The organism is Caulobacter sp. RHG1, from assembly GCF_013181195.1.
Lineage (GTDB): Bacteria > Pseudomonadota > Alphaproteobacteria > Caulobacterales > Caulobacteraceae > Caulobacter.
This window is the reverse complement of record NZ_SMZP01000002.1, coordinates 810,686-823,256: the sequence shown is the minus strand read 5'-3', so window position 1 is coordinate 823,256 and position 12,571 is coordinate 810,686. Positions and strand designations below refer to the sequence as shown.

Annotated in this window: 11 protein-coding genes; 7 read left to right on the top strand and 4 right to left on the bottom strand. The window is 68.8% G+C overall.

What is annotated here, in order from left to right:
• The first annotated feature begins 141 nt into the window (after positions 1–141).
• From E1H18_RS07515 to E1H18_RS07495, 6 genes are all read left to right on the top strand, one after another.
• Positions 142–1,362 (top strand): ectonucleotide pyrophosphatase/phosphodiesterase, encoded by a 1,221-nt coding sequence (locus E1H18_RS07515; protein ID WP_172265530.1) that lies wholly within the window; start codon positions 142–144, stop codon positions 1,360–1,362.
• Positions 1,363–1,440: 78 nt separating this feature from the next.
• Positions 1,441–1,593 carry a hypothetical protein gene (locus E1H18_RS26480; protein ID WP_206679041.1) on the top strand — a complete coding sequence of 51 codons (153 nt, stop codon included), beginning with the start codon at positions 1,441–1,443 and terminating at the stop codon, positions 1,591–1,593.
• Positions 1,590–2,648 carry an MFS transporter gene (locus tag E1H18_RS07510; protein WP_206679040.1) on the top strand — a complete coding sequence of 353 codons (1,059 nt, stop codon included), beginning with the start codon at positions 1,590–1,592 and terminating at the stop codon, positions 2,646–2,648. Before E1H18_RS26480 ends, E1H18_RS07510 begins: the two co-directional genes overlap by 4 nt.
• A gap of 433 nt (positions 2,649–3,081) precedes the next feature.
• Complete coding sequence (otsB, locus tag E1H18_RS07505) at positions 3,082–3,852, top strand: trehalose-phosphatase (protein WP_172265527.1); 771 nt, start codon at positions 3,082–3,084, stop codon at positions 3,850–3,852.
• Positions 3,849–5,276: an alpha,alpha-trehalose-phosphate synthase (UDP-forming) gene (gene otsA, locus E1H18_RS07500; RefSeq protein WP_172265524.1), complete on the top strand. Its 1,428-nt coding sequence runs from the start codon at positions 3,849–3,851 to the stop codon at positions 5,274–5,276. The genes otsB and otsA overlap by 4 nt, the downstream gene beginning before the upstream one ends.
• A gap of 116 nt (positions 5,277–5,392) precedes the next feature.
• Positions 5,393–6,127 carry a hypothetical protein gene (locus tag E1H18_RS07495; protein WP_172265521.1) on the top strand — a complete coding sequence of 245 codons (735 nt, stop codon included), beginning with the start codon at positions 5,393–5,395 and terminating at the stop codon, positions 6,125–6,127.
• On the opposite strand, the gene E1H18_RS07490 is transcribed toward E1H18_RS07495, so the two are convergent.
• From E1H18_RS07490 to E1H18_RS07475, 4 genes are all read right to left on the bottom strand, one after another.
• Positions 6,124–6,324 (bottom strand): hypothetical protein, encoded by a 201-nt coding sequence (locus E1H18_RS07490; RefSeq protein WP_172265518.1) that lies wholly within the window; start codon positions 6,322–6,324, stop codon positions 6,124–6,126. The genes E1H18_RS07495 and E1H18_RS07490 overlap by 4 nt on opposite strands.
• A 172-nt stretch (positions 6,325–6,496) precedes the next feature.
• Positions 6,497–7,969 (bottom strand): amidohydrolase, encoded by a 1,473-nt coding sequence (locus E1H18_RS07485; protein WP_172265515.1) that lies wholly within the window; start codon positions 7,967–7,969, stop codon positions 6,497–6,499.
• 141 nt (positions 7,970–8,110) lie between these two features.
• Positions 8,111–9,145, bottom strand: coding sequence for a FecR domain-containing protein (locus tag E1H18_RS07480; protein WP_172265512.1), 1,035 nt, complete (start codon positions 9,143–9,145; stop codon positions 8,111–8,113).
• On the bottom strand, positions 9,099–9,641 hold the full coding sequence (locus E1H18_RS07475) for an RNA polymerase sigma factor (protein WP_370526449.1): 543 nt from the start codon (positions 9,639–9,641) through the stop codon (positions 9,099–9,101). Before E1H18_RS07475 ends, E1H18_RS07480 begins: the two co-directional genes overlap by 47 nt.
• 300 nt (positions 9,642–9,941) lie before the next feature.
• On the opposite strand from E1H18_RS07475, the gene E1H18_RS07470 reads away from it, so the two are divergent.
• The gene (locus E1H18_RS07470) at positions 9,942–12,470 is read left to right on the top strand and encodes a TonB-dependent receptor domain-containing protein (protein ID WP_172265508.1); all 2,529 of its coding nucleotides are present in this window, start codon (positions 9,942–9,944) and stop codon (positions 12,468–12,470) included.
• The last annotated feature ends 101 nt before the right edge of the window (positions 12,471–12,571 follow it).

Sequence of the window (12,571 nt, the reverse complement as noted above, 5' to 3'; positions counted from 1 at the left end):
GCGCCGAGCGAGTCGGCTGGTGGAGGCGACTATGGCCACCCGCCGCCGCCGCGCCAAGTTAAGAGCCCGTCACCTGGGCCTTGTCACAAGCGCGCAATCTTCATCCGCGAAGAGGGCGTCCTGGTTTGTAGAGAGCGCCCGATGGTTCGCCTGCTGTCCCTCATCCTGGCCCTGGGCCTCGTCTTCGCTGATGGCGCTCAAGCGCGCGAGAAGGCCCCGCACCTGACCATCCTCGTCTCGATCGACGGCTTTCGCGCCGACTATCTGGACCGTGGCGACACGCCGGTCATGAAGGCCCTGGCGGACGATGGCGCGCGGGCGGCGATGCGTCCGTCGTTCCCGTCGGTGACCTTCCCGAACCACTACACCCTGATCACCGGCAAGCGCCCCGATCGCAACGGCGTCGTCGGCAACACCATGGTCGACCCCAACATCCCCGGCGAGACCTTCACCATGAAGAGCCTGGATCCGCGCTGGTGGAGCCAGGCCAAGCCGTTCTGGGTCTCGGTGGAGCAGCAGGGCCAGCGCGCCGCGGCGATGTTCTGGCCGGGCTCCGAGGTCGAGATCGACGGCGTACGGCCTTCCAAGTGGGTGAAGTTCGATCAGGCCATGCCGGGCGAAGCCCGTGTCGACCAGATCCTGAGCTGGCTGGACACCTCCGACGGGCCGCCGCTCGCGTTCGCCACCCTCTATTTCGACGTCGTCGACACGCAGGGCCATCACCACGGGCCTGAGTCTCCCGAAGTGCGGGCCGCCGCCGCCTCGGTCGACGCCGCCCTGGGTCGCCTCGTCGAGGGGCTGAAGGCTCGCGGCCGCTTCGAGCGCACCGACATCGTCATCGTCGCCGACCACGGCATGGCGCCGCTGCCTGCGGTCAACCGCATCGTGCTGGACCAACTGGTCGACGTCGACAGGATCGACCTCGTCACCACGGGCGCGGTCACCTCGATCGCCCCCAAGCCTGGTCAGAAGAAGGCGGTGGAGAAGTCGCTATTGAACCGCGCGCTGCCGCACATGACCTGCTGGAAGAAGAACCGCATTCCGGCGCGCTACCACTACGGCCGCAATCCGCGGGTGCCAGCGATCGTCTGCCTGTCGGAGACCGGCTGGTACACCACGACCATCGCCGCCCAGACCAGGCCTGGCCGCAAGCCCGACACCGACGGCGGCGCCCATGGCTTCGATCCCTACGACCCGACCATGCAGGCGCTGTTCGTCGCGCACGGCCCGTCGATCAAGTCGGGCGCGGTGCTGCCGTCGTTCGACAATGTCGATGTCTATCCGCTGCTGGCCAAGCTGACCGGCGTGAAGCCCGAAAAGGTCGATGGCTCGCTGAAGGTGGTCGGCCAGGCGCTGCGCTGAAATATCCGTAGCGCCCCCTGTCGGATCGATGAAGGGTGACGCGTCCTTGATCGGATAACGCCGATATGGAGCCGCGTCATGGGTCACGAACCGCGCTACCGCTGGGTCATCGTCGCTGCGGGCGGCCTGCTGGGCTGCGTAGCCATGGGGGCGATGTTCAGCCTGCCGGTGTTCCTGCGATCGATCGCTCAGGACACCGGCTGGTCGACGACCGGGTCTCGGGGGCGATGACGATCGCCTTTCTGGCGATGGCCGTGGCCAGCCTGGTGTGGGGCGGGCTGTCGGACCGCATCGGCCCACGCGCCGTGGTGCTGACAGGGGCGGTGATCCTGGCCGCCAGCCTGGCGTTGGCCAGCCGCGCGGCCACCTTGCTGCAGTTCCAGCTGATTTTCGGCCTGGCCGTGGGCGGAGCGACGGCGGCGGTGTTCGCGCCGATCATGGCGACGGTGACCGGCTGGTTCGAGACCCAGCGCAGTCTCGCGGTCTCGCTGGTCTCGGCCGGCATGGGCGTGGCCCCGATGACCATGTCGCCCTTGGCCGGCTGGCTGATCTCGCACCAGTCGTGGCGGCCCTCGCTGCTGATCCTGGCCGGCGTCGTGGCGATGCTGATGATCCCGGCGGCGCTGCTGATGCGTCGTCCGCCGGCGCTGACAAGCCCGGCGCCGGGAGGGGAGGCGGAACCGCCGCCGATCTCGCTGGGCGAGGCTCTGCGCTCACGGCCGTTCGTGGTGCTGGTGACCGCCAACTTCTTCTGCTGCGCCACCCATTCGGGTCCGATCTTCCACACCGTCAGCTACGCGGTGACGTGCGGCATTCCGCTGATGGCGGCGGTGTCGATCTACAGCCTGGAAGGCCTGGCCGGCATGGGCGGGCGTATCGCGTTCGGCGTGGCGGGCGACAGGTTCGGCGCCAAGCGGGTTCTGGTCGCGGGCCTGCTGTTCCAGGCCGTGGCGGCGCTGGGCTATCTCCAGGCTCGGTCGCTAGGCGACTTCTATGCCGCCGCCGCCCTGTTCGGCTTCATCTATGGCGGGGTCATGCCGCTATATGCGGTGCTGGCGCGCGAGGCCTTTCCGCTGTCGATGATGGGGACCGTGATCGGCGGCACGGCCATGGCCGGCGGGTTGGGCATGTCCACCGGACCGCTGACCGGCGGATTGATCTACGACCGCTTCGGCAGCTATGCGGGCCTGTTTCTGGGCTCGTTCGTGCTGGGCCTGATCGCCGTCGTCATCGCCCTGACGTTCCGGCCTCGGCGCGCGCCTGAACCGGTCCCTTACGTTGCGTAACGAGGATCGCGGGGTAAAGCCGGCCTCACTATCCCGTGAGGCGGGGGACCTGCGCGGCGCCGACCTGCTAAGCTGGAGTCTCTCCAAGCGCTGACGCTTGGTCCGAGCCCAAGATCTTTCGTGTCCTGGCGCTCGTGTCGCATCGTGCGACAGGGTTCGCCGTCCCTCTGACGGCCGATCCAATATTTCGGAGACCCTCCGCGCCGCGCACCGCGCCGAATTTTCAGCAAGGGGCTGTTCCATGCGATCCACGATCCGTTCCGGCGAACTCCGCCGTCCTCGCGCCCGCCGCAGCACATCCGGCCGCCGCGACTCCCAACCCCCACAGCTCTAGTTCTCTCTCAAAAAGAACATCGCTCACGCCGCCGACCTCGACAGGCCGGCGTTACGAACTCACGCGCCTGGTCTTCCAGGCGCCGGCCATGGAGTGACCATGTCAGCCGAGATTATCGTCTTTCCCGATTTCGCCCCGCCGCCGCCGATCGATCCGGCCGGCCTGGCGCTGTTCCTCGACCTCGACGGCGTGCTGGCGCCGATCGTCGACCGGCCTGACGGCGTCCAGCCGGATCCGCGGCGCACCTACATGCTGCGCCGCCTGGCCGAACAGCTGGATCGCCGCCTGGCGATCGTCAGCGGCCGCACAGTCGATGACGTCTCGGCGATCACCGAGAACGCCGTGGCGGCCGTCGCCGGCGTCCATGGCCTCCAGCGCCGCAATGTGGTGGGCGACACCGTGGTGGCCTTGCCTGACCCGGCCCTAGACGAAGCGCTGGCGGTGTTCAACGCTCTGGCCGAGGCCCAGCCGGGGCTGATCGTCGAGGACAAGGGCGTCAGCGTCACCTTGCACTACCGCATGGCCCCGGCCGCCTGCGAGGCGGTGCGCGAGGCCGCGCGCCGGCTTGAGGCGTCCAGCGACCTCGTCCTCCAGGAAGGCGACATGGTCGCCGAGCTGCGCACGCGCGGCGCGGACAAGGGCGAGGCCGTGCGGGCCTTCATGGCCGAAGCCCCGTTCAAGGGCGCAACGCCGATCTTCGTCGGCGATGACCTGACCGACGAGGATGGTTTCGCGGCCGCCGCGGCGCTTGGCGGTTATGGGGTTCTCGTGGGACCCGCCCGACGAAGCACCGTGGCGCGCTATCGGCTGTCCGGCGTGGACGCCGTCTTCGACTGGCTGGAAGCCGCCGCCGTCGAGCGTGCCTCGTGAGTCGTCTGATCGTCGTTTCGAACCGGGTCAATCCGCCCGCCGACGCCGGCGTCGGCACCGCCGGCGGCCTGGCCATGGCGCTGGCCGCGGCCCTCCGGGAATATTCCGGCGTCTGGTTCGGCTGGAGCGGGGAGACCGTCGAGACGTTCTCAGGGCAGATCTCGATGCAGAAGGTCGGCGGCGTCACCGTCGCCCTGGTCGACCTGGAGGAGCAGGACCGCGAGGAGTACTACGACGGCTACGCCAACAAGACCCTGTGGCCGCTGTTTCACTCGCGCACCGACCTGGCCGCCTTCGAGCGGTCGTTCGGCGAAGGTTATGAACGGGTCAATCGCCGGTTCGCCGAGACCCTGGCGCCGCTGATCGGGCCCAATGACCTGGTCTGGATCCACGACTACCACCTGATCCCGCTGGCGGCCGAGCTGCGGCGGCTGGGCGTTAAGAACCGGATCGGCTTCTTCCTGCACATCCCCTGGCCGGGCCGCCATCAGATGACGACCCTGCCGCAGCATCGCGAGCTGGTGGAGACGATGCTGGCCTACGACGTCGTGGGTTTCCAGACGAACGACGCGCTGGAAGCGTTCGGCGACTATATCGAGCGCGAGCTGGAGCTGGCCATCGACGACGGGGTGATCACCGCTAACGGTCGCAAGACGCGCATCGGCGCCTTCCCGATCGGCATCGAGGCCCAGGACTTCGCGGACCTGGCGACGCAGGACGTGGCGCGCGAGGCCTTCGAGCGGGTGCGCTACAGCCAGGCCGGCCGCAAGATGATCCTGGGCGTCGATCGCCTGGACTATTCCAAGGGCCTGGAAGAGCGCTTCCTGGCCTATGAGCAGCTGCTGGTCGACCATCCCGACTGGGCCGAGCACGTGTTCCTGCTGCAGATCGCCACGCCCAGCCGGGACGCGGTTCAGGCCTATCAGGAGATCCGCGCCCGGCTGGACGGGGTGTCGGGACGCATCAACGGCGCCTACGCCACCGTCGACTGGGTGCCGATCCGCTACGTCAACCGCGGCCACCGGCGGGACGAGTTGGCGGGCATCTACCGCGCCGCTCAGGTCGGGCTGGTGACGCCGCTGCGCGACGGCATGAACCTGGTGGCCAAGGAATATGTCGCCGCCCAGGACCCGGAGGATCCCGGCGTGCTGGTGCTTTCGAAGTATGCCGGCGCGGCCGAGCAGATGCAGGACGCCCTGATCATCAACCCGTTCAGTCGGGAGGAGACCTCCGAGGCGCTGGGCCGGGCCCTGGCCATGCCGCTGAAGGAGCGGATCGCGCGCTGGCGGCGGCTGATGGACGGGGTGCTGGCCGACGACGTCTCGGCCTGGCGCGACCGCTTCGTGGCGGCGCTGAGGAGTGATCCTCGGCCCGCGCCGGTGCTGCTGCCGCCCCCGTCCGAAAAGATGGCCAACGACGGGTAGGGCAGGCCGTCCTTCCATTGCGCTTGCGTAACGGCGTTCCGACAAAGTCTGGCGGCAGGAACCTGTCGCCGGACCGGGGTCTTTTCCACCAAAGCCCAGAACCGTGGAGGATCGCCATGACCAAGACCATCACTCGGCTGTTTGACAGCCATGTCCAGGCGCTGGACGCTGTCGCCGATCTCGAGGCCGCGGCGATCCATCCGGATCAGATCAGCCTGGTCTCGAACAACACCGATAACTGGCACAACGGCCACAAGCACCCCAGCCACGGCCCGGGCGACGCGTTGGGCGACCGCAATGGCGACGGTGAGAACGAGGTCGCCCACGGCGCCAACAAGGGCGCGGTGGCGGGCGGCGTCGCCGGGGCGGGGGCGGGTCTTCTCACCGGGCTTGGCGTGCTGGCGATCCCGGGTCTGGGACCGGTCGTGGCCGCCGGCTGGCTGGTCGCAACGGGCGTCGGCGCTGTCGTCGGCGCGGCGGCAGGCGGCGCGGCGGGCGGGCTGCTCGGCGTTCTGCAGGAAGCCGGTCACAGCGACGATGAAGCCCATGTCTATGCCGAGGGCGTGCGTCGCGGCGGCACGCTGGTCAGCGTCCAGGCGCAGGACGACGAGGTTTCAAAGGTGAGCGCCATTCTCGACCAGCGGCGCGGCGTCGAGGCGGCGGTGCGCGGCGACGCCTATCGTCAGGCCGGCTGGCTGGGCTTCGACCCGGCGGCCACGCCCTATGACAGCGAGGAAATCCGTCGCGAGCGACGCGCCTTCTCGAAGGAGGACGACGTTGCGATCACCGATGAGGACCAGCGTCGATCCGAGCGGGCGGAAATTCCGCCGTCGCTGATCCGTCCCTACTAGGCCGCGGCGCGGGTCCGCTCCATCCGGGCCAGGATGCGCTCCCAGGTGTTGAGCTTGATCGGCTCGCCCCGGCGCAGCTTGGTCCAGGTGGTCTCGCTGATGCCATACAGGCTGAACAGGTGCTCGCGGGTCACGGCCGGCAGGGCGCCCTTCAAGGTCTCGAAGCGTTCGCGGCTGATGGTGACGGTCTGGACCACGCCGACCTCCGTGTGAATGCAGAAAGAATGCGGCCGACGCCTAAGGGGGAGACGGCGCCGGCCGCGGGGAGCCTCCTCACCCGCGCGGGGAGAAGGCTCCAAACAATGCCCGGAGCGTGACGCAGGGGAGACGCGCGCCACGCTCCGGCGATCGCCGGGGAAGGGCGAACGCTTACTCGCGGCCTGCGGCGGCGGGCTTGCGGTAGTCGAGGGCCGGGGCGCGATCGCCCAGCATGGCCTTGTACTTGAAGTCCGGACCGCGACGCTGGTCGAGCTCGGCCTTGGCCTTCTTGATCGCGTCCGGGTTCGAGAACAGGTCCGCGCCCGTCAGGGCCAGGGTCTTGGCGGCGTTGACCGCGCCCTTGACGCCGATCGACGAGCCGGCGGCCGAGACGTTCTGCCAGCTGTGGCCGGCCGAACCGGGGACGAAGGTCGCCGTGCCCAGGCCCACGGTCGGGGTGACCCAGCTGATGTCCGACACGTCGGTCGAACCGCCGCCGCCTTCCAGCTCGACCTTGTAGGGTTCGATGGTCTTCACCGTGTCGATCGACGGCGGGTTCACGAACGAGGTCTGCATCTTCTTGGCGTAGGCGATTTCCTCAGGCGTCCAGGTGATGCCGCCGACCTTGCGCAGGTTGGCGTCCATCACGCGGCCCAGGGTGTCGTTGGGCAGCAGGGCGTAGACGCCGCCGGTGATCTCGCGCTCGACGGTGGTGCCGGTGGCCATGGCGGCGCCTTCGGCGGCCTTCTCGACGCGGGCCCAGACGTCCTTGACCACCTGCGGATCGGGGTGACGGACGTAGTAGTAGACCTCGGCGAAGTTCGGCACGACGTTCGGGGCGGTGCCGCCGTCGGTGATCACGTAGTGGATGCGGGTCTTGTCCGGGATGTGCTCACGCAGGAAGTTGGTGGCGACGTCCATGACCTCGACGCCGTCCAGGGCCGAGCGGCCTTTTTCCGGGGCGCCGGCGGCGTGGGCCGAGATGCCGTGGAAGCGGAACTTGCCGCTGATATTGGCCATCGACACGCCCTGGACGGCCGAGTTCGAATTGGCCGGGTGCCAGTGCAGGGTGGCGTCGACGTCCTTGAAGTAGCCGTCGCGGACCAGATAGACCTTGCCCGAACCGCCTTCTTCGGCGGGCGTGCCGTAGACGCGCAGCTCGCCCTTGATGTTGTTCTTGGTCATCCACTCCTTGATGGAGATGGCTGCGCCGACCGAGGCCGCGCCGAACAGGTTGTGGCCGCAGCCGTGACCGGCGATCTGGCCGGGGATGCCGGTCTTCACCGGATCGTTGGTCTGGGCCAGGCCCGGCAGGGCGTCGTACTCGGCCAGGATCGCGATGACCGGGCCCGCGCCGTTCTTGAACGTGGCCTGGAAGGCGGTCGGCTCGCCGGCGATGCCGGGCTTCACGTCGAAGCCCGCGGCCTTCAGCTGGCCTTGCAGCAGCTCGGTGCTCTTGTTTTCCTGATAGCCGACTTCGGCGAAGCCCCAGATCTTCAGCGCGGCGTCCTGGATCTGCGGCGCGCCGGCGTCGACGGACTTGAGGATCTGGGCGCGGGCGGCGTCGGTGAGCGGCGCGGCGTGGGCCTGGCTGGCGAGAACGGCCACGCTGGCGGACAGGAGCGCGAGCTTCAAGAGCTTCATGGAACGGTTTCCCCGGGTAGCGATAAGGACAGCGCCCGAACGGCGTCTAACCTATAGACGTAGGGCGACGCGCGAACCTCAACGCGTTCCGTGCAGATTTTCGGATTTATTCGCAGCGCCGAGCAGCAGATCTGACGGATGTCAGGCGCGGGGGCGCACCAGCTGGACCTGCTGAGCGTCGGTCCGGCCGACATCCGCCAGGCCGTAGGTCTTCAGCGCCGCCACGAAGGCGTCGATCTGGCCGGTGCGGAACACGCCGCTGACCGGCGTCGCGCCCAAGGCCGGATCGGCCAGGGACAGCTTGCGCTCGGAGAAGCGGTTCATCTCGGCGACCACGGCCGACAGCGGTTCGCCGTCGAACACCAGGCGGCCCTGCAGCCAGGCCGACTCTTTGGCGGTGTCGACAGTGGAGATCGCCCAATCGCTGGGCGTTGCGGCCACGAAGCGCGAGCCGGCGTCCATTTCGACGCGGCGCTCGCCCCTGGGCGTGGCGCCGGCGATGCGTACGCGGCCCTCGACCAGAGTGACCGAGAACTTGCCGGGCTCCATGCGCACGTCGAAGCTGGTGCCGAGCGCCGTGACCGACTTGTCGCCGGCGGTGACCACGAACGGACGCGAAGCGTCCTTGGCGACCTGGAAGAAGGCCTGGCCGCGCAGCAAGGTCAGGCGGCGCTCGCCGCCCCAATGGTTCACGCGCACGGCGGAATCGGTGCTGAGGGTCACCACCGAGCTGTCGGCCAGGCGGAAGGTCGAGCGCTCGCCGACGGCGGTGCTGAACACCGGCTCATCGGCTGCGGGGGAGGGGGCGGGTTTCTTGGCGTCCTCGCCGCCCATCCAGCGCTGGGTGGCGAACAGGCCCGCGGCGCTGACCAGCAGGCTGGCTGCGGCCAGGCCCCATGTGCGGCGGTCGAAGTTGCGGGCTCGCGCTTGGTTCACGCCCAATGCATCAGCGCGCAGGGCGGCGAAGGCGGGATCTTCCTCGACCGAGGCCATGTCGTTCCAGGCGTCGGACACGCTGCTCCAGGCGGCCGCGTTGCGCGCGTCCGCGTTCAGCCAGCGCTGGAAGTCGCGGCGATCCTGTAGCGAGACGTCGTCACCCTGCAGGCGCGCGAACCAGGTCGCGGCTTGGCTATCCGGGTCGCCGTGAATCTCGATGTCCGACGTGGTCGACGTCATCCTGGTCCCGTAGACGCTCGTGCAGGTGCTTGAGCGCCTTCATCACATGTTTCTCGACAGCGCTGACGGAGACCCCCAGGCGCTGGGCGACGAGCTTGTAGCTCATCTCCTCGAAGCGCACGAGGATGAAAACCCGTCGGGTGCGTTCCGGCAGCTCGTTCAGAGCCGCCATGGCGCGCGCCATTCGTTCTCGTCCCTGTAAGACGCGTTCGGGAGACATATCATCAACGGGGTGATGAATTTCTTGCAGTTCGCAGTGATCGGACCGCCGACGGGTCTTATCGCGGCGGCCGCGATCGATCAGGACATTGGCGGCGACCTCGAAGAGATAGCCCTCGACATTGTTCACCACGGGGGCGGGCTGGCGCTTCTGGATGCGCAGCAGAACTTCCTGAACCAGGTCCTCGACGTCGGCCGAATGGGCGCGCCGCGAGAAGAAGGCGCGCAGCGCCGGCGTGAACCGTGCGCCGCTATCCGCCAGGGTCCGGTCTTCCACCGGCGCCCTGGGCGATCGATCTCCCCAGATCATCGTATCCGCCCCCTCAACATGACAGTCAGGTGAAATCGGTCTTTCACCCGTGTCAAGCGAGGTGGTCCCGACGAAGGGGACAGCACGCAACCGGTAGACTGTTGCCTAACACATAGGCGCCAAGCGATCTTAGGGGCGCGGATCATCGGACGAAGCGTCGTCGGCCGGTGAAATAAGGCATGGTCCACGCTCTCGGCGGCGTGAGGCTAAGGCCGCCGAGGGAGGTTGTGAGTCGTTGTGTCCAGGTCCAGCAGGGCGGGGGCGTCGTTGAGACGCGAAGCCGTCCTGGCCTTGTTTTGCGCCACGATGGTCGGCGCTTCGGCCCCGGGAATCGCCCGGGCTGCGCCGCGACGGCCCGACGCCGCCCTGCGCTTCGACCTGCCCGCCCAGCCGCTGGGCCAGGCGCTGAATCAGCTGGCCGTGCGCAGCGACCGCGAGATTCTCTTTTCCCCCATCTTGACCAAAGGGCGTCGCAGTCCCGCCCTGAGCGGCGTGTTCACGGCCGAGGAGGCGCTGGATCGGCTGCTTGCGGGTTCGGGTCTGGATGTCCGGCTGGAAGGCCGCAGTTTCCTGATCGTGGCCGAGGCGCCGGCAGCCGCGCCCGCCGCGCCAGAGGTCGCCCAGATTCGGCCCGTGTCCCTCGACAGCGTGATCGTGACGGCGCTGAAGCGCGCCAGCCTGGTGCAGCAGACGCCGATCAGCATGAGCGTGGTCTCGGGCGAGCAGCTGTCGCATCTGGGCATGATCGACCTGGAGAGGGCCGCGCCCCTGCTGCCGGGCCTGAAGCTGTCTTCGACCGCCTTCGGCCGTCGGCTGGTGCTGCGCGGGGTGTATGGAGCGGGGGAGGCGACGGCCGGCCTCTATTATGACGAGACGCCGATGACCGGGCCGGTCGGCACCACGGCCGATCCCGGGGTGATGACGCCGGAGCTGGCCCTGGTCGATGTCGAGCGCATCGAGTTGCTGCGTGGCCCGCAGGGCACGCTGTATGGCTCGGGCGCGATGGGCGGCGCCTTGCGGGTGCTGTTCAAGCGGCCCGATCTCGACGAGAGCTCGGCCTGGATCCGCGCCGGCGTGACCGACGTCGCCCACGGCGGTCGGGACGGCAATGTCGCCGGCGCCCTGAATGCGGTGATCGTTCCTGACGCCGTAGCCGTGCGTGTGACCGCCTATGACCAGCGGCAGCCCGGCGCGATCGACAATGTCCGCCTGGGCCTGAAGGACGTCGACGCCTCGAGGGTCGCCGGGGCTCGGCTGCAGGTGCTCTGGGAGGCCGGCGACCGGTTTTCGGGCCAGGTCTCGGCGACTCACCAGACCACGCGCCGCGACGACATTCCGGCCTGGAGCGAGGCGGCCGGTCCCTGGCGGACCATCCACCCCGCGCGGGCGCCGTTCGATGGCGAGATCGATCTGGCGACCGCGACCCTGCGCTGGCGCGGCGAGGGAATCGAGCTGACGGCGGCGTCGTCCTGGTACCGCTGGCGGCTGACCCGCCGTTCCGACTACAGCGGCGTGCTCGTGAACGAGCGCAGCAACGCGGCCGCCTGCACGCGCTATTTTGCGCTGGCGGGGGCCTGCGACGCGAGCCAGATGCAGCGCTATGGAGACTATGTCGACAGCGTCTATCCCGCGATCCTGAACCAGCCTGCCGACCTGACCGCAGAGATTCACGAGGTCCGGGCCTCTTCGACAGGCGAGGGGCCTCTGAGCTGGACGCTGGGCCTCTATCACGAGGCGCGTCGCGACCACATCGACAGCCAGGTTCGTCACGTGGACCCGTTGAGCGGGGCCCTGACCGACCCACCGGTGTTTATCGGCCAGCGCGACATCGGCAACCGGCTGCGCCAGAGCGCGGTGTTCGGCGAGGTCTCCTACCTGGTCACGCCGAAGACCCAGCTGACCTTCGGCGCGCGTCGTTTCGACTACGTCAAGCGCGACCGAGGACGCGTGCAGATCGCCAATGCGGTGTCGGGCACCTGGGACGGCTATTCGATCGATGCGATGAGCAAGGAGGGCGGCTGGAGCCTGAAAGCCCTGGCCAGCCACCAGTTTGCGCCCGGACTGTTCGGCTACGCCCAGGCTTCGCAGGGTTTCCGGCCGGGCGGCGTGAACGTGGTGCCGGGGCTGTCGGAGAGTCTGGCGATCTATCGCTCCGACCGGCTGAACAACTATGAGCTGGGCCTGAAGGGGCAGTCGGCCGACCGCCGGCTGACGGCCAATCTCGCCGTCTACCAGATCGACTGGCGCGACATGCAGTACGCCGCCCAGACGACGAACCAGGCGTTCTCGTTCCTGGCCAATATCGGCGCCAGCCGGATCCGCGGGCTGGAGGCCGAGGTCACGGCGCGGCGGCTGGCCGGCTGGGACCTGAACGCCAACCTCACCTTGACCGACGCCCGCCTGACCGCCGACCAGGTGACCAACACCGCCATCGGCCTGGGGCGCGAAGGCGACCGCCTGCCGGTGGTGCCGCGCCTGGCCTCGGCCGCCTCGCTCGAGCGCCGCTGGAAGGCGACCCCGACCCTGCAGGCCAGCCTGCGCCTGGACGCGGCCTATGCCGGCGGGGCGCGGTCGGCGTTCAACGCCAGCGCCGCCGACAACATCAAGATGGGCGGCTACGCCGTCTTTGGCGCGACCTTCGGTCTGGAGGGCGGCGCCTGGTCGGCCGACCTTTCGGTCGACAACGTCCTGGACCGCGCCGGGCGCGCCATGGCCACGCGCACCAGCGCCGGCCCCGTGGACTATTTCGGCGCCGCTCCGCGCACTGTCCGCCTGAGCCTGGAGCGTCGTTTCTGATCCGCACCCTGCGTTTTTCTCGCATCGGTGCTGAGGGAGCCTCGAGCGCTTGCGTCTGACCCTTTGAGGCCGCCAACGCGCGGACCGCAGAGGGGATCAAA